We start from the raw sequence: 21,112 nt of genomic DNA, 5'->3' as shown, positions 1-21,112 counted from the left end.
TGGTTATTCCGCTTTTTCGAACGTGTACATCGCACCGAAGGGGGTGGTGAAGTAGATCTCGCCGGCGGCGTCATCGCCGAAAGACATGATGGGCAGGTTTTCGCTTTGGATTTCGCGGTTAGCAACGACTTCTTTCTTATCGAAGTCGTACCACAAAGCCCAAATTTTACCAGTCACGTAATCGGCGTAGATGTAGGCCCCTTCCAGTTCGGGCAGCTTGGTTCCGCGATAGACTAATCCACCAGTGATCGATTTGCCGATGTCGTGATGGTATTCCCAGATCGGTTCGATCATTTCATCGTTCGCATCAACTCCACTGTTCTCATACTGATGCATCCCTTCCCGATCGTTCCAACCGTAGTTGCCACCTTTAACGATGATATCGATCTCTTCCCACAGGTTCTGACCGACATCGCCGGCCCAGCACACGCCGGTCTTCCGGTCGAACGCCAAACGCCAGACGTTACGTAAACCATAGGCGTAAATTTCAGGTTTGGCCCCATTGGTATTGATGAAGGGGTTGTCCTTAGGAATAGAATACTCTTTCTTGCCGCTGGTTTTATCGACATCAATTCGCAGAATAGAACCGAGCCAGGTTCCGAGATTCTGACCGTTTTTGTGAGGGTCTCCCCCTTTGCCCCCATCACCCAGGCCGATGTACAGATACCCGTCGGGACCGAAGGCAATCGTTCCGCCATTGTGGTTCCAGTAAGGTTGGGGCAGACGCCAGATTTCGACTTCGGATGCGGGATCAATTTTACCCGGATCGTCAGCAGAGACTTTAAACTTCGAAATGACGGAAGTATTCGGGGCGTCGGTCGTCGTGTAGTAGATGAAGATTTCGCCCGTCTCTTTGTAATTAGGATGGAAGGCGAAACCGAGCAGTCCTTCTTCGTTTTTATCGTCGTTGTAAACCACTTTGCTGGTCAGGTCAAAGAAGATGTCGTCCTCTTCCACATCGGCATCATTTTCGAAGACGTGAATCTTCCCTTTTTGCGACGCCACGAAAACGCGGTCAGTGCCATCGTTGGCATAAGTCACGACGATAGGTCGGTCGACCATGATTTCGGAGAAGACGCGGACCGGTTTGATCGCCAGGGGAGTGGTATCGATCTCTGCGGCATTCATCGTCCCCATTCCGAGGACCAGAGTGAGCAGCGCGAAGCAGGTACTAAGTAATTTCATGGATGAGGTCTCTTGCTTATAAGTAGTGCTGTAACAGGAAATATTGAAAATAGACTGTCGAGCTATGCCGACCAGCCATCTATTTTAAAATGATAAGTTGTCTAACGACCGAATTTTTCAGCGGCGACGTTAACGGTACCGAGATCGTAGGTCTCTTCCGAGATTGTGGTCGTCAGGCGACCTCGCTTCCATTCGACGGGTTGATCATCGATGGTCACGTCGGCCACGTAGCCGGCAGACTCGTGCCAGAATTGAAAAGTCCACTCGCCGGCGGGCAGGTTTTTGATTTCAAAATTACCATCTGCGTCGGAAACCGCCATGTAAGGATGCTCCTGAACGAGTAACCATCCTTGCATCCAGGGATGGATTGAGCAACTGATCTGCACCGGCAATCGTTCGCCCTGCTCCAGGTTTTTGAGCACGGTGTCGCCAATCGGGGTGACGGCGTTGAACGGATTGTTGCGGTTTAGAAAGGCAGCAGTATTATGAGCGACATCGTCGCTGTTGGTAATCTTCAATGTTTGTGAAGTACGCAACATTGAGACATGTGGTTTGAAAGTACAGTCAATATTATCGATCAGCACCTTTTCCTCAGCGGTCTCCTGATAGTCCGGATGAATGGGAGGAGCCGGTTCGTCCCGTTTCTGATAGAGGTAGATCACGACATTCGAAAGGCCCATATTCTCTTTGTTGACGATCAGTTTTTCTGACTTGGGTTCGCGCGGGGCACAGTATTCGATGTCTTTGTTTAAGACCAGTTCTTCAGTTTCAGGAAAATCCCCTTGATAAACAAACCTCCCTTTGAAGTTTCCCCAGGACGGTTCGTCTCCAAAGGCAGAATCGGCCACCAACCCCCCACTTAAACAGAGGCTGAACACGAATAAAAGCTTAATAATGGCTGACAATTTCAACAGAAAATATCCTTTTACGACCTGAATCCGACTACTCGTTGGGACTACTGAAGCCCCGGATCCGGACGAAAAGTCTCGGACAGGAAGGCAATGTGTTCTCCTACGATAATCTGCTGGGAAGGCAATGAAAAGTGACTTGATTCGCCTCTCTCAAAAGAGTTCTGCGAGAACCCGAGTGGCAGAGTATGGTCTGTCCGCTATTTTCTGTCTAAAATGACTGTTGGAAACTCCCCTCCCTTCAAAGGATGTGAGCGGAGTAAACATTCTACGGATCCTCTTCAATCAATCCTGTTTCTCACGGAAGAAGGCGAGAACTTCGCCCCTACTACTATGATTAAAACCACCTATGGAATCGCTGCTGGTTTAATGCTCGTCGGAATTGGACTCGTGGGATGTTACTCTTCGTCTCCGGGAGTGGAATCCACGCGGACGGTGCTCTCCACGACTTCCTCCGAAGGAGAAACGGTCGACACAGATAGCATCGACCTCAAGAAGATCACGAAAAGTGAATCCGAGTGGAAAGAGCAACTGACGGAAGAGCAATATCATGTCACGCGGGAGAAAGGGACGGAAGTCGCCTTTTCTGGCGAGTATCATGACAACAAAGAGAAAGGGAATTATCAATGCGTCTGTTGCGAGCTGCCCCTGTTCGACTCCAAAACGAAATACGATTCCGGTACAGGCTGGCCTAGCTTCTGGCAACCGATTCGAGCGGAGTACGTCACTGAAGTCTCGGACGATACCTGGTTCATGAAGCGAACCGAAATCGTCTGTGCCCGCTGCGAGGCTCACCTGGGTCACGTCTTCAACGACGGTCCCGAACCGACTCATCTGCGCTATTGCATGAATTCCGCTGCATTGAAGTTTAAATCGCAAGACGAAAAAGCGGAGTGATTAATATTTGACCTGACGGATCATAGTTCCATCCATTCTCACACCCTTTTGACGGCTAATTTCACCAGCGTCTTCACTGTTGATCCGTGTGTTTTGAATTTCCAATACACGGAAGTCGAGTGAATTTAAATCCTCAATCGATGCCGCCGTGATCTGTGTGCCGGAGAAAGTTAACCTTACGTACGTTTCGTTCGTCGGAGTGCTTACAAATGATTTGATTCCCGCGTCCGTAATTGCTGTGTCAGCCAAATTAAGCTTGTACATTCCCCGCATTGTTAATTGAGGCATGAGTGACATTGATTCATCGGTAATCCTGGTTCCCGCAAGATCCAAATGAAGAAAAGATATACCCGCATCGGCCAGAACCATCACCCCTTCGTCGGTAATTTTCGTTCCGGCCAACGATAAGCTTTGAAGATGGGGGTGCTTCGTGATCGATTTCATTCCCGCATTCGTCACGGCTGTCTGGGACAGGTTCAAGTCTTGCAATGTCGGGATTCCAGTCAGGAAATCCAGATCATCATCTTCAATATTCGAACCCTCTAACGCGAGGTGTAGGCACTTTTTCATTTGTCCAAGATACTGAATACCCTCCCGGTCTAACTCACAATTAATGAGCGCAATTCTGGAAAGTCTCGGAATCGTTGATAACGTTTGCAGCAGTTCTGGAGAGACGGTGCCCCCTTTCAATTGAAGTGTTTCCAGGCTCTTATGATTCCGAAGTGCGAGTAACTCCGATTCATTAAAATCGCATTTCCATAGCGATAGAGTTTTCAGCGTTGGGCAATTAATCACTTTTTGTAACTGCAGGTCGGATAGCTCCATGTTATCAAATTGGAGGGTTTCCAAACCTTGAAATTGAGATAATGATGCTAATGTATTCTCTGTGAGAGTGCAGTTTTTGAGCCAAATTCTATTCAGCAAAGGTATTCGAGAAAGACTCTCGAACTCCCCGGAATCCAAACGCACTCCCTCCAGACGTAAGTTATTCAATTCTTGACATTTCCGCAGATGATTCCAGCCTTCCGCGGTAAGCTTCTCGGCATGAACCGGGTTACTCAGCTCGAAATACTGCAACGCCGGTAACGTATCGAACACTTTCATTCCGGCGTCCGAAAGATTGACCTCTTTCAGAGACATACTTGTGAGCCAGGTATGATTTTTCAGGTTCTTCATTCCGGCATCGGTAATCGCCCCTTTAGTGCTACTTCTCAGAGTTAGTCCGATCAAGTTGGGCAGATTCCGCAGATGACTCATACCACTGTCGCTGACGACGAGCTCCTTACAAGGAAGATACTTCATCAACAGAGGAGTCTGTATTAACTCCAGATCTTCGTCGGTCAGTGTGGCATCGGCTCCGAAACCTCCGCTCGGATCGATCAGTGCCAGCGGAGGCAATTGAGTGAGCGACTTCCATGTTTCGTGCAATTCGAATCGCTCATCGATCGTAATTTTCTGCGGCGTGTGGCCTTCCTTGAAGAGACTCAGCCCGACGCCCGTGATTTTCGTCGCGCAGAGGGAGAGTTCTTCAAGTTCATCTAATTGAGCGATGTAAGGAATCGCGGCATCGGTAACTTCAGCCCCATCCAGATAGAGCGATTTCAGTTCCGACATTTCAGTAATATAGGGCATAGAGTCATCGGTAACCTCTGAGTTCGCTAAGTGAGCAAAGCGAACATTTCCCAGATCAAACAGTTCGTAGACCTTTATAAACTTGGCGTCGTTGGGAACCCTTATCTCCGTGATCTTTTCGTAACCCAACCAACGGAGAGTCCCTTCAGGTATTGTTTTGATTAACCAATCTGGAGCGACAAGTTCTCGATGCAGCGAGACATCTGGGTTCAGTTCCCGGAAGTCCGACTGGGCGATCTCATGATGTTTTATGCGAATGATGCCGCCAGCGATGATTGACAATATAATCAAGGATGACCAGAGAATGTGGCGGTTCAGAATTCGCTTCATATGAGATGCTCACCTACGGACACTGAGGATGTTTTTTTAGCAGTCCGTATTGTAGCGCCGCGAATTCCGTAAATCAAGCAGAAAGCCTGTCGTTCTCAAAGCATGTTGAACAGGTTCAACTGTTGGAGAGACGCGGCAATCTGGAGCGTCGCCTGTAACACCGTCTGGGTGTACTGGAGATTCGTAATGATCTCGGCGATGTCGGTATCGAATTCATCTGACAGAGTTTCTTCGAGGCTGATCCGATGATCTTCCAATCGGCTGGCTTCGTTCTCCAGCGACTGCAATCGCGAACCAATCTCACTACGAACCAAAGTGAAACGTTCGATTTCGCCATCAATGATGGCCCCTAACCGGTTCAATTCGATATCGTCACCCGCAGCCAAGGCCCGCTGGATGCCGACCAGAATGGAGAAGGTCCCTTCGGTATCCTGCGGATTAGGATCCGATCCGACGAGGGCAACCGTGTTATCCGTTCCCGATTCGGTTCCATTTATTCCTAAACCCACAGACAATGAACTGTCCGGAATTACGAACGGCCCCGTGCCAGAATTGTCTGTGATAGAAATACCGTTGCCAGTCGAATTCAAAGAGGCAACCAGATTTCCAGGGTCCACAGCATTAATGGCATCCAACACATCCTGCACGGTTTTTGTGCCGGCTAGATCGATTTCGATATCCGTTCCGTCGCGGCGGGTAATCTGCAGATCGACATCGCCATCGACATTCACCCCCGTATTGTGATTCAGGCTCGTTAGCTTGGTTGAGGCCGAGAATGTGCGGATACCCAGGGCGGTTGCGTTCGTGCCTCCATTTTCTCCAATAGAGAAATCAGCCCCACTACGGCGACTACGTATGGCAATTCCGTTGCCCGCGCTGTTGATGTCCGTATCGAGATCGAGACCAGTCCCTTTAATCGCATTGAAGAGATCTTCGACAGTGGTAAGTCCATTCAAATCGATAGTGGCTGTTTCGGCTCCCAGTTTGATTTGCAATCCCGTTCCGGAAACCGATCCAATGCCCGCCCCGCCATTCAGCGAAGCCAGTTCCGTGTTTAATGTCACTGCCGGATTCAGATTACTCCCTGTCACCTGCGCGGTGGCTGCACTGGCGATTCCCAGATCGCGGGCGACGTAACTACCGGTGATATCACTTACGGAGACGGTACCTGCCGAGGGTGTAAGTCTGAGACCGCTGGAGGTGGATGGATCAATATCGACATCCAACGTCAGCGGTCCACCGGCGAACGCGTTTTCCAGTAAGGCTTCAATGTCGGCAACCGTTTCGGCCTTGGACAGATCAACCGTCGCCGTCTGCGGTGTTCCTCCGTTATCCAGCGTCAGCTGCACCCGACCCAGTTTCACCCCTCGTCCACCAAGGAAGTCTTCCACACGGGACTGGTTGGTCAGGGCTGGATTGATGTCACTCGTGATGGGATCAGTGAAAGCCTGGAACGCGTCGTTCCCGTTCACGTTGTTGGCTTCAAGAAAGCCGACTCCGATAGTCGAATTGATGTTAAATTCATCACCATTATAAACAACAGATCCATCGACCCGTGTCTGAAATGGAGGCGCCCCGGTTTCGCTTCCTCCGAAGAGATAACGTCCGCTGTGGGTCGCATTGGCCGAGTTGAGTGATGCGGTGATTAACGACGAGAGCTCTGTTGCCATCGCCTGTTTTTCTGCTGGACTTGATGCAGCACCCAAACCAGAGATGATATACGACTTCGCTCTGTTTAATGCTTCATTCACTGTACCCAAAGAAGATTCAGAAACTTCGAGGAACGAGAGATCCGTGTTGATGTTCTTCTGGATCTGTACATTACGCTCCAACTGCTTCTGTAATCCCATCGTACGGATGGCCGAGGCGGGTGCTTCAGAAGGCAGAAAGTATTTTTGACCCGTCGCAACCTGATTTTGCATGCGGTAAATCAATTGATTCGCCGAAGCTATATCGGACTGCAACTGTCTGGTCGCAAGCGATCCCGGTAAACGACCGCTAAGAATAGGACCGATACTCATTGTCTGCATCCTGAAGGGATAACGATAATTACTCCCAGATCATTTTAAAACTGGGAACGACATAACTGACTAAAATCACATGTTTAAGAGGACGCTATAAAGTTCATCAATGATCGTGACAAGTCGAGCGGCTGCCTGATAGGAGTTTTGGAAGTTCATAATCTTGATCGCTTCTTCGTCCAGACTGACTCCCGAGAACTGCTCTCTCTGATTCTGTAATCCACCCCGGTAGGCTTCTGTTCCGGAAGCGAGAGTCGCCGTGGCGGCAGTCTTCTGGGCAATGTTAGTAATCGTGGTGTCGTAGAACTGATTAATCGAACTCCCATTCAGACCAGTCAGGCCTTTATCCAGAATTCCGGATAAGGAGAGCATGTTCGAGTTGTCGGCCGGACCTCCGCCCCGCCCTGTCGCTAGGAAGTTCTGATCATTCTTGACGATCTCGTTGATCTTCAAGTTCGAGGTATCAGTACCAGTAAAGAAGGTATTGATCCCCAGCGAAGCCAGCACACCACTCGTGTCATTTCCGAATTTGATCTCATATCCGTCCGCTGCATTCAACTGCAGGTGACCATCGGTGCTGATCGACGCAGAGATATTACCGACGGCGTCCAGCGAAGCTTGAAGAGAATCCAGCGACGTATCGGTTCCCACGCCGTCCAGATCAATCGCGATATTAGTCGTCTGTGTGATGCCTGTTAATGCATTCGTCACTTTTAATTGAAAGCTACCATGCTCGACCTCAAAGAAGAGACCGGCCTCATCGCTATTCAATGCTGCCGAGGTATCATCCACACCATTGAACGATTCAATTTCAGTGTAACCACTCAGCCCTTCTCCCGAACTGTGTATCTTGTTGAACTCAAAGATGAAACTCGACGTCAATTGATCGAGTTGATCGATGAAGGCTCCAATGACTTCATCTCTTCCCTGAATGACGCCTTGAAGTTCGCCACCGGAACCATTGATTAACGCATCAGTTTCGGAAAGACTCACATCGTGGATGACAACTTGACGGTCTCCCCGCGCTTCCAGTTCCAGCTGTTGAGTATGGCCGGTGAGAATCAGGTAATTCGTTCCCGAGTAAACATCGACGGAGCCATCGGAGCGTTCCTGAAATTTAATGGGAACGATTTCAGACAGCCTGTTCAAAGCGTTGTATCGTTGCGTACGGAGCGCACCGGCGTCACTTTGCAGCAGCCCTGAAGCTTCGAGTTTCGTAATTTGCGGATTGAGGTGAGCGATTTCATTGATCAGTTGATTTGCTTCTTCAGTCAGTGATTCCACTTTGACGCTCTGTGCCGATCGGAGCGAATTCACGCGATCACGCAGGGCGACAATATCGTTTGCCAATGTCTCCCCTCGAACAGCAACGAGAGAACGCAGAGCAGCGGAATCGGGCTGATTGGTTGCCTCATCGAGGGCAGCAACGAATTCATTGAGCTTGGTCGACAAGTCATTAGAACCGAGTTCATTGATTTCTGCCTGAAGTTGTTCGTAAATCAACCGGGTGGCATCGGCGGCGGCATAGTCCGAATTTGCATTGTGAAGTCTTTTCTCGAGGAAAAGATCTATCGACTGCCGGACACCACCGATTTTGGCACCCGTACCCAGAACAAGTGAACCCTGCCGGTATGGATTTGCTGGTTCGAGTAAGATTTCTTCACGGACGTACCCGGGCGTATTGGCATTCGCGACGTTTTGTCCCGCGACTTGAATGCCAGTCGTAAAGATTTCTAATGAGCGCGAGCTCATCTGTAAGGCGGAATTTAATCCCATCTTGTTCCTCCCCGGGTGAAGTGTGGGCTTCCCGGAGTTTGAAGAGATTCAGCACTCGTGAGACCATCAGGTCTACATCCAAGTCGGCTTACTCTTCGTACAGGTCCGTTGTGAAAACCGAACTGATGATGAACGAAGAAACAGCAAATGTTTCTTTTCGTTACTATTCAGTCCGACAGGTCGTCTTATCAAAATCCGTTTCAATATCGTTCAAGTGAGACTACGATTGCCAAGCACGACTTGAGGGTGGGTCAAACCCAGTTCGTGAATGGGCAGGCATTCGAATCAGGCTGAAGCATCCAGTATCGCTCCGCCTGAAGCTTCCTGATTAGATCGGGCATGGTAGGTGGGCGACGTTTTACCCTGGAACGCAATCAGGTCGAGCACTTCGCTGTAGTGCTGATGACTACGCTGTAAAAAGACCCACTGTTTCCAGATTTCCTGTCGCAGATGCAAAGTCAGTCGCATCGACAGATCAACCAGCTTGGAAAGTTCAGAGGTGTCGATCCCGGTGAAACGAGAGACGACTTCCTGGAGCGAGTTCGCCGTAAAACCCGCTACGCTTGCCTGCTGAAGTAGCTGCTCGCGTTGCTGAAGCTTGAGGCTTAATTTCTGTACCAGTTCTGTCTTACTCTGTAAAAACTGATTAATCAGCTGGGGGTTATCTCCATAGAGATAAGACCCACGATCACGGAACAAAGTCATCAGTTCCGTTTGCGTATTGACCAGTTCGGTCAGATAAGCGCGGATTTTCTCCGCGATTTCCGCAGCCATAATGAGGCCCCCCTGCCTGTTGCTGCCGGGAAGTTTCCACTTCCCACAAATTCATAATGTCTTCCCGATGTATTGCGTGCCAAGGGTGTCGATTCGATTGCCGAACCAGAAAAAAGGCTCTGATGGCAACCGTGACAACGATGGTTCTCTTTCCACAAGAATATCGGGAAAATCGCCATTCTTCTAAATCGGCCCGCATCATCGCGCAACTCTTCCACCTTTTGCTTTTCAGTACCGAATTACAAAAGATTGGCATTTCCGAGGAAGGTCGCCGGATTAGATTAAATTGGGGCGCGAAGAAGATGGCATCGTTCTGCCGAGTTCAATTTAGCCAGGAAACGGTGTCCAGACCTAGTCAGTTCAGGGACTTTCAGTGCAGGATCTTCCATTGCAGGATCTTATAGTCGGGGAAGCATGCCCGGCCCTTTGACAGCGTTGGCGAGGACATCGCTTTTCACTTCACGGGCGAAGGCAGGTAAGAGAGGAGCGACTAAGTCTTCGCCATGTTCGGCTGCAAGGTCGCGGGTGATGTGCTGGTCTAGTTGGTTCTGGAACATTTCTTCCGCCTGGCCCCCGTGCATGAAGGCAGGCTTGTCGTGCATGGCGTGCATCGACTTCAGCATGGTGGAGTAGAACGTACCGGCGACGAACTCCTGAAAGACAGTCTTCATTTCCTCGACAGACTCAGCCTGTTTGGCCGCCATGCCGAGAGCAGGTTTCTCTCCCACTCCCGCTGCTTGTAGCGTATGAGTGAATTGATTGAGATCACGAGAATTCTGTAACGCCCCCAGGTTGTTCAATGCGGAAATGGATTCCATAACTCTATCCTGTCTTCAATTCTGTGTTTGTTTTCCCCCCCAGGAAAAGTAACGCTGTTTAGTTTTCAATCAACTTAGTTTTCAATCAATGTCGCATTCAGCTTGCCGCTCGCATCAAGAGCACGAATGATGTCAATTTTGTCTTCGGCCGGAACCTGTAACAGATCCAGTGCCCGTTTCAGCTCATTCAACTGCGGCGACTGTTCGTCCGGATTAGAAGAATCAATTTTGACAAATGCACCACTCGAGGTGTCGCCGCCAACATTGATGTTAATCATGTTCTTATGCGTAATGGCCACTGGTGAAATTTCAACTTCACCAGTGATGATGATCGTTTTCGTTGAATTGTTCACGATCACTCTCGCAGCAGAGTTCGGGTTTTCAACCGAGATATTCAACAACTCCGAGATGAACTGTTTGGGAGCTTCTTGATAAGCCCCGGGAATTTCAATCGTGAGTGTTGTCTCCGTGATATCAATCCATTTGTCATACTCGCCGAAGTTGGCATTTTGATTTTCACCCTGAGCCGAATCAGTAAATTCACTCATGCGTACATAACTGAACGTGTCATGAATCTTTTTGGCAATCGCATCAGCGGTGCGGTAGTCGGCTTTGTTCTTGTCGATGATTAAAGTCACCGTTTTTTGTCCCAGACGAAATCCGCCCAAAGAACTGACATCCTGTAGAAGCCGGACTCCGTTGGGGATTTTGCCGCTGACCAGATTTTTTTCGTCTTCAATGACAATTCCGCCTGAAGCTTTCGCCAACGCCTGGTCGTCCGAGATTAATGTGTTTTCGAGTGGGGCCGCGAGCAGGCGACCTCCTCGTAAACTTTTCGCCCCCAGGATCGAACTGACGTGGCAATCGACATGCTGCCCGCGACGTAAGCCAGTCGCAGGAATCGTCGCGGTGATCATCACTACGGCAACGTTGTCGGCATCTTTTAAATCTGGCACACCGATCGGATTGTTCATCAACGTCAGAGCAGTGGCGAGGGAACGCATCGTCGTCGCGCTGTCTCCCCCATCACCTGTTCCCTGTAAACCAATAACCAGACCCAGGCCCATCAATTCAACTTCTTCTTTTCCTTCCAACCGGCAGATATCGCCCACTTTGGCCGCTTCTGAGCGACCTGTAAATTGCAATAGCAACAGGCACACCAGCAGGCTGTTGCCCAGTCGTCGCCATTGTTTTTCAGACATTTCGAACATGAAAAAACCTGTTGCCATTGGTGGATGATCGATTTAGAGAAGAAGTTAAGTTGAATCAGTTTTCGAATGAATTAATGTCGCTTAGAATGGTGAGAACTTGTCGTACAGCCATACGCCCCAGGGCCGCTTGACGCTGTCGCTCACTTTCCCCTTCATATCTTTAGATACGTCCAGGTTGTAGATATTTTCGCTGGTAGCAGTCATGTTAGCAGCCACTTTATCGCTGGGCAGAATTCCCGTGAGCGTGTAGACGAATACGTCGCCGTTAATTTCAATTCGGTCCCGGGCTTCCAGAACCAGGTTACCGTTCGGTAGGACTTCGACAACGATGGCCGCAATTCGGTATTGAATCCCTTCCTGATTGCTCGTCGCTCCGGTTGAGTTTAGTTTGCCCTGAAGATTCGTATCGATCGTAGGTTGGTTCTCGGCGGCGTTGGTTAGATTACCATCTTCGCTGATTCGTAAGAATTCCTTTAGTTCCGCTTTGAAAGTTGAAGTCCGCGTCCGGTTGAAATTGGAATTCACGCGATCCTGATATTTCTTGTCGACCAGAATAGTAATAATGTCGTGCTGTCGAATCTCTTCCAGTTCGGGCTCTTCAATATAAATCCAGGAGAAGTCGCGAATGGTGCGTGGGCGTTCTACATGCGGGTAACCTATTCCGGTCGGTCCTAACATCTGCTGAGCGACGGGTTGAATTTTTCCGTTCCGTTTGGTCTGCTGACCCGACGCCCGTAGGACGACATTCGCTGAAGCAGACTTCGCAGTGGCTACTGGTTGGGCAGATTGGGCTTTCAACTCAGACGTAGGAGCCAGGCAGATCAATGCGGCCAACAGTGTGCTCGACAGGCTGCCGGACATGACTTTCCCGCAACTAGCAATGGTGGACTGGATTGTTGATTGTTTGTGATTCATAGTTCTTGTCTTGAAATTGAACGCCCACATATTTTCGCCCCCGGAAGACTCTTGTTGATTTGAACCGTTGACCGTCTTACCGGTCTTTTCGTGTTCTGTCTTTCTTTTATTTCTGGCTGTTATTTCGTATCAACTTAACGGCTCGCTGAAGCAGAGCCAGTATCCACGACCGCTTCATTCACACCATTGATTCGAACATTGATGGGAGTCGGTCGTGTTTTTGTTTTCCATTGCGGTTCAACCTGGATCAAGTCTCCGTGGCTGCCATCTTTTAATGCTTTGAAGTACGAGTTCACTTCGACACCACCGACTCGGGCATGCACCTTTACCATCGCGTTGCGACGAACGAGAACGAGTGGCTTGAGTTGCGTCTCCAGGACTGGTCGTCCTGCAGCGAGAGGTTGCACTGCCTCTTTTCCTTCAATTTCTTCATAAGTGGTCAGCATGTTAACCGAGAGTCGGTCCACGGGAACGAATTCAAAGTCATCTACTGTTAAAGCCTGACCCCGAGGAATCTGGTACCGGGGGACAAGAGCAGTGGGACCTGATTTCACTGTGACAATGACGACCATCGTCTGCATGGCCTGATTGTCGTCCAGCAGACTGATTTTCAAATGCTGTGGAGCAGACCAGGGAGCCTGCCCCCCCTGCACGTGATAGGCAGCAGCACTGTTGAACTTCAACAGACGAATGTCCTGTTTGCTGACTTCGAGTTCGATCTGTTCAATTTTGGCTTCGATCTTTTGTGATTTTAGATATTGCTGGATTGCCTGTTTCAGGGCTTTAGCCGCCTGCTGTAACTGTCGTGCATTAGCTTCTGGATTGGGGGCGGTGTAACTTGCCTGCTGAATTGGACTGCTTGCTGCGGAACTCATGACTTCAATTGTACTGCTTCCCTGCATCTCAACCGCCAGCATATTGACGCCGCTGGCTTTCAAACGAGAACGAATTTCGTCGACGGACAGACGAATCTTCACTCCTGCAGGTGGAGCGGGACGAAGCACAATCTGCTGCAATCGTACGGCAACTTGAGGATTGAGATCGTAAACAGTCGCGACATCTCCGAGAGTCACCACGTCGGTAGAAACACTGGACTGTGATCGGAACTGAATGGTCGCGGCCTGGGTTACGCTGGTCAGTGCGAAGCAGAGCATTGTGCTCGCCAGCAACAGGCCACCGTTCCAGTTTCGGTTGTCTCTGAAAGAAGAAGACATCACTCAGTTTCCATTTCACTTAAACGAAAGAATAATTTCTGAACGTAGATCGATAATCGCGAGATCATTTAGAATCGTCGCAGGTTGGCAAGCAACTGCAGAGCCTGGTCGGCAGCCTGAACGACCTGACTGTTCAGTTCGAAGTTTCTCTGAGTCTTGATCAGGCCGACCAGTTCTTTAACAGGCTCGACGTTGGATTCCTCCAGATAGTTCTGACGAATCTGACCGTAACCATCGGTACCAGGAATACCTTGAACAGGAGCACCAGAAGCGTCAGTCGGTACGTAGATAGAATCGCCAACCTGCAATAATCCTCCTGAGTTGGCGAATCGAGTGGTTTGAATCTGCCCTGCCTGAGTCAACGCGGTATCCCCAGCCAGACGATAGGTAACCTGACCGTCGCTACCGATCGAAACATCCTGCGCGTTGAGCGGGATCGTAATATTTGGTTGCAATACACGACCAACGTCGGACGAGGCGAGTACGACCTGACCATTGGAATTCAAAGTGAAAGCACCGTTTCGGGTGAATCCCTGACCGCCATCAGGATTGACGACTTCAAAGAATCCTTCACCTGCGATCGCCAGGTCCAACTGACCTTCAGTGACGTTTAAGGGCCCCTGAGTAAAATCGATTTGCGTACCGGAGACTTTGGTACCCAGTCCGACTGATTTCCCGATGGGAGTCAGGTTGCCCTGAGCGTCTGGAACGCCGGGAAGCTTTAAGTGCTCGTAGTAGACGTCCTCAAAGTTCGCACGCGATTGTTTAAAACCTGTCGTCCCGGAGTTCGCGATATTGTTCGCGATCACGTCGAGCTGAAAGTTATTTGCCTGCATACCGGAGGCAGCAGAATGTAATGATCTTAAACTCATGGTTTTACATCCCTCTAGAGGGTCTTGTCGGTCAGCTGTTCTCGGGTCTGCAGAACAGAGACTGTTTGAACTTGTTTTGGAAGAGTCGTACTATGTTTGTTCGCTGTATTAATTGGAGACCGTAATACTGTGCCGTTCTGGCTTAGACGCGGGCAAGTGAACCGAGGAGCAGACCTAGCGATTCATCCTGATACTTCGCCATGTTCAAGTTCGATTCAAAAGCACGGGATGTCTCGATCATTTGCAGCATTTCTGAAACGGGTTCGACACTCGACTCTTCCAGATATCCTTGTTTGACTGAGACGTTAGCAGCGGCGGGGTCCACCGGTCCGTGACTCGTAAACAGGTTCTCTCCTTGCTTTTCAAGCAATTTGAAATCCTGCGGAGTGACCAGACCAAGTTGTGTCAGGGGAACCATCGTTTTGTTATCGACGGAGATACTGACCGCTCCGGTGTCCGAAATGGAGACGTCCGTTGTATTGGGGGGCAAGGTGACGGGAACGCCGGCAGCGTTCAGTACACGCATGCTGCCTTCCTGAGTAACCAGTTCACCATTGCCATTAAGCGACATCTGCCCGTCACGTGTCAGGAATTGTTTCTGACCATCAGACACCTGCAGAAAACCGGGGCCGGTGATCGCAATATCGAGATTCGACCCCGTATCGCTCAACGGACCATTCGCGAAATCAGTGGCGACTTCGTCGAGGACTAAACCGCCCGTGTGATCATTCAGGTTGCGAGGGAGGTCTTCATCCAGTCCGAGCGCTTTGTCATGCGGGTCCATCTGGCGAAAGATGGCCAGATCCCGTTTGAATCCCGTGGTAGAGGCATTCGCGATGTTGTTCGCAATAACGTCCAACCGCTGTGATTGAGCGTTGGCTCCCTGGGCAGATAAGTAAAGCCCGTACAACATGTGATTGATCCCGATTCAAAGCGCCCCCGCTATCTGATTAATATCGGCAGCGCGCGATCGATTCCTTAACCAAAATCGGCAAATTCTTCGCAACCGGAAACAGCAACCCAATCACCCTTCTCAACCCACTCCACCTATTCACCATAAGCTTAGCGCGCAAAAAAACTCCCGACCTTTCAGCCGGGAGTTCTGTGTCGTTTGGAGATGATGGTGAACTCTTAGAGTTCGACCTCATACATCGGCATCACCTTATGAAGATTAGTGATTTCCATCACCTCTCGTATATCATCAGAGGGATTGTAAAGGTGAACATCAACGCCTTGCTGGCGTAGAGAAGCTAACAGACCCAATAAGCCACTGGGAATCAGTTTCACTCCTGTGAAGTCAATCGCGAGAGTCTCGCAATTGTGTTCTGTGATGAGCTCCAGCAGTTCACTCCGCACTTCGGCGATGTTCACGTGCTCAAGCACATCGTGTCCATTAAAGCCAGCGACTGTTAAAGTCCCCGCTTCATAGACATGCAATGTACTCTGTTTCGTTTCCATTAAACAAAACTCCAAAAAATAGAAATAAGACGGATAAGAAAAATAAAAGATATGCTGTCTTAAGAAGCCTCAGTATAACCGCAAATCGATCAAAAACAGTTCGAAAATGCCGATTTGGGCTGAAATGCAGATCAGCAGCGAAACTGGTGCCAATCTGTGAAAATGCGCAAACTTTGACTGTATCTTATTCAAATGGTATGACTTACGACGATTCTACCCTGCTAACCAGTGGAGTGTTCGTCCCAGAATCGAGGGGATCACTGCGTCATAATCGAGCAGCAAACGCACTATAGCCGGCAAGACGGTGTTAAAATAAATCGCTTGGCGCAGTTTACGTAAGCAGAAACTCGATAATGGGCTGCCTCTCATTGGCTTTTCAACCACGAGAACATTCGCCGACGAGTTTCATCGGGAAACCTCTGATCAGGAGTGCTGACCCGGAAGCTTTTTGCCCGTCAATCGGTAGACGTAGGCCATGATTTCCACAAAGACTTCATACATATCGGCAGGAATCGGATGGCCTGCTTTCACCGATTTGTAGAGCGACCGGGCAAGCGGTGGTCGTTCGATAATGGGGATTTTGTGCTGGGCGGCGATCTCGCGGATACGCAGGGCGATTTCTCCCATCCCTTTCGCCACCACCACGGGAGCAGGCATTGTCTCAGGATCGTATTTGAGGGCGACGGAAACGTGAGTCGGGTTGGTGATGACGACATCAGCTTCGGGGACGCGGCTCATTTCCTGCGCTGACGCCAAACGGCGGTGGATTTCCCGGCGGCGAGCGCGGATGTGCGGGTCCCCTTCCATTTGCTTCATCTCTTCCCGGACTTCCTGCTTCGACATCTTCAAGTCTTCCTCATGTTTCCATTTCTGGAACGCATAATCGAGACCCGCAATCACAAGAAGTGCCATTGAAAGCTTGAAGGCAAGCATCGCCGTTTCGTCCTTAACCGTCGTCAGGACCTGCGTGCTCTCCACTCCAAACAGAGAAAGTGCACCAAATTCTGGGATTGCCCCCCAGATCACGTAAGAAGCGATTCCAATCAGCACGAGCAATTTGCCAATGCTGGTGGCCAGTTTGGCCAACGCCCGGACAGAGACGATCCGTTTCACCCCTTCCAGCGGGTTTAACCGAGACATCTTCGGTTGCAGCGCCTCGGGTGAGAATAGAAAACCGATCTGTAATAGATTAATGGCGATGGCGGTGGAAAACATCATCAACAGAATCGGGAGTACTTCCGCGGCCACCGCCTCTACTGTCTGAGGCAACCGTTCCAGCAGCACGATGGGATCAGAGTCGGACGATACTCCGGTGCTTAAACTGGCCCGCATTAAATCCATGGTGAATTCACAGAGTGGGATCGCGTACCAATAGATCACCACGGCCGTCATCAACATGAGCGCAGCCGCATTGAGGTCAGCGCTTTTGGCCACATTCCCTTGTTCGCGGGCCTGCGAGCGCTTCCTCTCGGTTGGGTCTTCTGTTTTGTCACCACTATCGTCGGACGCCATGGGGCTCGCTGATTATGTTTGGTATTTGACAGTTGGAAGGAGGTCAGGATACATCAGGAGAAATTGGAATACCTATTCGGGTTCGTACAGGCCGTGTAGACTATCACCCACTTGATCGATTACTTGAGGGAGCATTTCCACGATCGTATCGCCCCCTGAAGAAAGACAGAACAATAATACGAACAAGTTGACGGCGGAACGAATGGCGAAACCAATCATCAACACGTTGACTTGCGGTACGGAATGCCCCAGGTATCCCATCGTCAGTGACAACAACGAGGTTGCCGCTAATAGAGGGAGCGCAACTTGTATTGCGAGAGCGAGGGATTGATGAACAAGATCGCTCAGCAGCATAATGGTCGATTGCCCCAGTATCGCCTCACCGGGCGGCATCGTCTGAAAAGTTTCAATCAACGTCCCTAACATTCTGATGTGCCCGTTGATGGGCGTCAGTAGGACGAAGATCGTCGAGCCCATCATGAAGAAGAGCTGACCGTTGATCGATGTGGAACTGTTAAGGCTCGGATTGAAGATTTCACCGAGGGCGATCCCGATTTGCTGGTCGACCATCTCCCCCACCATTTGCAGGCCGGACAGAATGATCATGACTCCCAAGCCCAGACTGAACCCCAGAGATAATTCCCCGACTGCTTTCCAGGCAAAATCGTAGAGGGTCGACGAGATTTTCAGGCCGAGGTGATATTCCTCGAAGTTGACTCCGACTTGCGGGTCTCGTTGATATTGCGTGAGCATCGTATCGTAACGCGATAGAAAATCGGGAGGGACTTCGTTGCGACTGAGATATTGATTGTGATTCACGTCCCAGCGATCAAAACCAACATGGGCCTGTGAAAACAAAGTCGGTGTGACGATCAAACTGAGGGTCAGCACGAGTAACACGCGGACGTTGGACGGGACCAGTACCTGACCGAATAGCGGTCCGATGATCATCAAGCCGCTGATGCGAATCACGACCATGATAAACAGATGAAAACTGTGCAGCGCAGAGGCGATCAACGCCTGGTTTGCAACTGAGGCGAAATCCTGCTGCCATGATGTCGGCAGAAACGTCTCCACTGCCTGCTTTCCTGTCTGGTTTTGGTCAGACTGTTAATGGTCTGTTTGGATATCGAATAACGGTGATTCGCTGAACAACTCTGAATCAAATCAGCATTGTCTCGTCATAAGTTCCCGGGAATCTCTGTAAAGAGTGTGATCGAGTATTCCATCGCCTGCTGAATGGACCAGGGAAGAATGTATAAGGTCGCCAGAAACATGGCGATGACTTTGGGAACGAAACTGAGCGTCTGGTCCTGTAATTGAGTAACAGCCTGGAGAATGCTGATGAGCAAACCCACAACAACTGCCACAACCATCACCGGTGTCGATAACACCAATGTCAGAATGACAGCTTCGCGGGCAAGTTCAATCGACTGATCCACATTCACAAAAACGTCTCCAACTGATTCAACAAGTTGTCCCTAAATTCTCTAACGGGGCTTTTTATTACGCTTATTTTTATACTCAACTACTGCGACAAATGAGGTGCGACAAATGGGGTTCGCTACAAGTAAGGTTGCACACCTTCCAGTAACATGCCCACCGTCAAGCTCCATCCATCGATAAGCACGAACAGAAGAAGTTTAAAGGGGAGTGAAATCAAGACCGGTGGTAGCATCATCATGCCCATACTGATAAGGATGGTCGCGATGACCATATCGATGACGAGAAAAGGCAAATAGACTTGGAAGCCAATAACAAACGCCGTTTTCAACTCGCTGAGCATATAAGCAGGCAACAGAATCGACAGCGAGACATCTTCGTAAGTCTCTGGCGGTTGCGCAGGAAATCCTTCTGTGCCAGGGTTTTGGTACTCCCACAATTGCAGGACCGTATCGCCGTTGCCCGTGTATTCGATCTGATCAATCATGAACGTCCGAATCGGACTGGCCGTTCTTTCGTACGCCTCCGTGATGGTGATAGAGGCCTGCCCCGGTTCGGGACTCGAATAAGGTTTGATCCCACTGTTATACGCCTCTTCCCAAACAGGCGACATGACGAGAAACGTCATGAACATACAGAGTGCAATAATGACCTGGTTCGGGGGAAGTTGTTGTGTACCTAATGCCTGTCTTAATAATCCAAACACGATGACAAACCGAATGAAGCTGGTCGTCATGATCATGATGGACGGAGCCAGACTGATGACGGTCAACAGCAGCATCACCTTCAGCGTGGAACTGAATCCTTCTGGCGACAACATCTGATCAACATCCAGAAGTTGTGGAGACTGAAGACCGTTTGGATTCCCGTTCGCTGTGCCTGTTTGTTGTGGCAACAAGTTGGGAAGCGTCTGGTTCACGGAGAAACCTTCGCTGCGGTCTGGTGAGTTTTGCTCCTGGATGCCAGCTGCCTGTCCCCCCTGCTGAGCGGATAGAGGGCCGGGGAGCAGTAACGTTAAGAGTACGATCATCACCTGAAGAACATGCCACTTTCGGCTGTCGTTTTTCAGATAGAGCTTCGTCGTGTCATTTAACTTATTAAGCACTGCGCACCTCCTGAGAACGGCTTGACGATCGGGTTACAGTGCCACCCGTAGTCACTTTGGCCCCCAGAGAGGATGAAGGTTTTTTCAGAAGAGAACCGAGAGCCGAAGTGAATACCGATTCGGGCTGCGAAGAACGAGCCATCCCGGAAAGGTAGTCAATCTCAACGGGGTCGGTAATTTCAGTCAGCGTCCGTAAGCCATCCGCCGAAGCCCCCAGCACGAGGACTCTCGAACCGAGTCGAACAAGGCAGATGGAGTGGTTTTTGTTCAGTTTTCTCTCACCCAGAACGGTGAGAGATTCTCCCGGAATGGGCAGGGAAGCTCCGGGAATATGTCGTTTCCAATATCGAGCGGTGAAGAGGATCAACACGATCACAAACATCACGGCGGTTAAAAGCTTTCCAGGGGAAACTAAGGTGAGTTTATTATCTGCGTCCGCCTCTGAAGCTTCAGCTCCCTCTACCGATTTGCCCCCGATCACCCTCGATTCCGCTGGCGCTAATTTGTTCACTTGGGATAAATTCACCTGGGATGAATTAGTACTGGACAAATTCACTTGAGACGAAGAAGCATTGAACCCCGTGCTCCCCGGTGGTGTTACTGCGTGACTCGTTTCTGTCATTCCGGGCTGATGGGAATGGTGATCGAACGAATTTGTATTGTTGGAAAAGCGAGGATCCGTTGTCGGATCACCCGTGTTGGCTGCAGAAGGAGCGAAATTCTCTCCAATAGGCCTGTTTTGGTATCCGCCGGAACCATTGGGAGGCACATTCGGATTCTGGACCCCGTTTGGATTTTGAACCCCTGTTGGATTCTGGGTCCCGGTTGAATTTTGAGTCCTGTTTAGATTCTGAGACTGCGCAATTTGCCCGCTCTGCGGTTGCGGGAAAGAGGTGCGCGGGGGCTGAAACTGATCCTCCGCCTGTAACAGCGTGGGTAACAGCAGCCCTACCAGTGCGCAGCACCGGACGAGGGATAACAATCCATTGCGTAAATTCATGCTGACCAATCCTTTGGTCGTCTCGTTGGGAGAAAGAGAAC

General features: G+C 50.0%; 19 protein-coding genes. 1 reads left to right on the top strand and 18 read right to left on the bottom strand.

The annotated features are described in order from the left end of the window. Positions 1 to 3 precede the first annotated feature (3 nt). On the bottom strand, positions 4 to 1,185 hold the full coding sequence (locus tag Pla110_RS04085) for a PQQ-dependent sugar dehydrogenase (protein WP_144993515.1): 1,182 nt from the start codon (positions 1,183 to 1,185) through the stop codon (positions 4 to 6). A 101-nt stretch (positions 1,186 to 1,286) separates the two neighbouring features. Beyond that, the gene (locus tag Pla110_RS04080; RefSeq protein ID WP_144993513.1) at positions 1,287 to 2,096 is read right to left on the bottom strand and encodes a methylamine utilization protein; all 810 of its coding nucleotides are present in this window, start codon (positions 2,094 to 2,096) and stop codon (positions 1,287 to 1,289) included. 366 nt (positions 2,097 to 2,462) lie between these two features. Here Pla110_RS04080 and msrB point away from each other — a divergent pair, with 366 nt between their 5' ends. Further along, positions 2,463 to 2,990 carry a peptide-methionine (R)-S-oxide reductase MsrB gene (gene msrB / locus Pla110_RS04075; protein ID WP_144999585.1) on the top strand — a complete coding sequence of 176 codons (528 nt, stop codon included), beginning with the start codon at positions 2,463 to 2,465 and terminating at the stop codon, positions 2,988 to 2,990. On the opposite strand, the gene Pla110_RS04070 is transcribed toward msrB, so the two are convergent. The 16 genes from Pla110_RS04070 to Pla110_RS03995 form a co-directional block, all read right to left on the bottom strand. Beyond that, positions 2,991 to 4,952, bottom strand: a complete 1,962-nt coding sequence (locus tag Pla110_RS04070) for a leucine-rich repeat domain-containing protein (RefSeq protein ID WP_144993511.1) — start codon at positions 4,950 to 4,952, stop codon at positions 2,991 to 2,993. Positions 4,953 to 5,047: 95 nt separating this feature from the next. Then, positions 5,048 to 6,973 carry a flagellin N-terminal helical domain-containing protein gene (locus Pla110_RS04065; protein WP_197440492.1) on the bottom strand — a complete coding sequence of 642 codons (1,926 nt, stop codon included), beginning with the start codon at positions 6,971 to 6,973 and terminating at the stop codon, positions 5,048 to 5,050. A 75-nt stretch (positions 6,974 to 7,048) separates the two neighbouring features. Then, the gene (flgK, locus tag Pla110_RS04060; protein ID WP_231742907.1) at positions 7,049 to 8,749 is read right to left on the bottom strand and encodes a flagellar hook-associated protein FlgK; all 1,701 of its coding nucleotides are present in this window, start codon (positions 8,747 to 8,749) and stop codon (positions 7,049 to 7,051) included. Between the two features lie 285 nt (positions 8,750 to 9,034). Continuing rightward, a complete protein-coding gene (locus Pla110_RS04055) occupies positions 9,035 to 9,523 on the bottom strand; it encodes a hypothetical protein (protein WP_144993507.1) in 489 nt (162 codons plus the stop codon). A gap of 398 nt (positions 9,524 to 9,921) precedes the next feature. Further along, positions 9,922 to 10,341, bottom strand: coding sequence for a rod-binding protein (locus Pla110_RS04050; protein WP_144993505.1), 420 nt, complete (start codon positions 10,339 to 10,341; stop codon positions 9,922 to 9,924). Between the two features lie 74 nt (positions 10,342 to 10,415). Further along, the gene (locus tag Pla110_RS04045) at positions 10,416 to 11,552 is read right to left on the bottom strand and encodes a flagellar basal body P-ring protein FlgI (RefSeq protein WP_197440491.1); all 1,137 of its coding nucleotides are present in this window, start codon (positions 11,550 to 11,552) and stop codon (positions 10,416 to 10,418) included. Between the two features lie 81 nt (positions 11,553 to 11,633). Beyond that, on the bottom strand, positions 11,634 to 12,467 hold the full coding sequence (locus Pla110_RS04040) for a flagellar basal body L-ring protein FlgH (RefSeq protein ID WP_197440490.1): 834 nt from the start codon (positions 12,465 to 12,467) through the stop codon (positions 11,634 to 11,636). Positions 12,468 to 12,601: 134 nt separating this feature from the next. Next, on the bottom strand, positions 12,602 to 13,681 hold the full coding sequence (gene flgA, locus Pla110_RS04035) for a flagellar basal body P-ring formation chaperone FlgA (protein WP_144993499.1): 1,080 nt from the start codon (positions 13,679 to 13,681) through the stop codon (positions 12,602 to 12,604). Between the two features lie 68 nt (positions 13,682 to 13,749). Beyond that, the gene (gene flgG, locus Pla110_RS04030) at positions 13,750 to 14,553 is read right to left on the bottom strand and encodes a flagellar basal-body rod protein FlgG (RefSeq protein ID WP_144993497.1); all 804 of its coding nucleotides are present in this window, start codon (positions 14,551 to 14,553) and stop codon (positions 13,750 to 13,752) included. A gap of 142 nt (positions 14,554 to 14,695) precedes the next feature. Then, positions 14,696 to 15,466: a flagellar basal-body rod protein FlgF gene (flgF, locus tag Pla110_RS04025; protein WP_144993495.1), complete on the bottom strand. Its 771-nt coding sequence runs from the start codon at positions 15,464 to 15,466 to the stop codon at positions 14,696 to 14,698. A 218-nt stretch (positions 15,467 to 15,684) separates the two neighbouring features. Next, positions 15,685 to 16,011, bottom strand: coding sequence for an STAS domain-containing protein (locus tag Pla110_RS04020; protein WP_144993493.1), 327 nt, complete (start codon positions 16,009 to 16,011; stop codon positions 15,685 to 15,687). A gap of 423 nt (positions 16,012 to 16,434) precedes the next feature. Continuing rightward, on the bottom strand, positions 16,435 to 17,523 hold the full coding sequence (gene flhB / locus Pla110_RS04015; RefSeq protein WP_144993491.1) for a flagellar biosynthesis protein FlhB: 1,089 nt from the start codon (positions 17,521 to 17,523) through the stop codon (positions 16,435 to 16,437). A 72-nt stretch (positions 17,524 to 17,595) separates the two neighbouring features. After that, positions 17,596 to 18,600 carry a flagellar biosynthetic protein FliR gene (locus tag Pla110_RS04010; protein WP_144993489.1) on the bottom strand — a complete coding sequence of 335 codons (1,005 nt, stop codon included), beginning with the start codon at positions 18,598 to 18,600 and terminating at the stop codon, positions 17,596 to 17,598. A 104-nt stretch (positions 18,601 to 18,704) separates the two neighbouring features. After that, entirely contained in the window at positions 18,705 to 18,971 is a 267-nt protein-coding gene (gene fliQ, locus Pla110_RS04005) for a flagellar biosynthesis protein FliQ (protein WP_144993486.1), read from the bottom strand. Between the two features lie 116 nt (positions 18,972 to 19,087). After that, positions 19,088 to 20,071 carry a flagellar type III secretion system pore protein FliP gene (fliP, locus tag Pla110_RS04000; RefSeq protein ID WP_231742906.1) on the bottom strand — a complete coding sequence of 328 codons (984 nt, stop codon included), beginning with the start codon at positions 20,069 to 20,071 and terminating at the stop codon, positions 19,088 to 19,090. Next, positions 20,064 to 21,071, bottom strand: coding sequence for a FliO/MopB family protein (locus Pla110_RS03995; protein WP_144993484.1), 1,008 nt, complete (start codon positions 21,069 to 21,071; stop codon positions 20,064 to 20,066). Before Pla110_RS03995 ends, fliP begins: the two co-directional genes overlap by 8 nt. Positions 21,072 to 21,112 lie beyond the last annotated feature (41 nt).

The sequence above is a fragment of the Polystyrenella longa genome, from assembly GCF_007750395.1.
Lineage (GTDB): Bacteria > Planctomycetota > Planctomycetia > Planctomycetales > Planctomycetaceae > Polystyrenella > Polystyrenella longa.
Note: the sequence above shows the minus strand (reverse complement) of the source record. Positions and strands in the feature narration are given on the sequence as shown.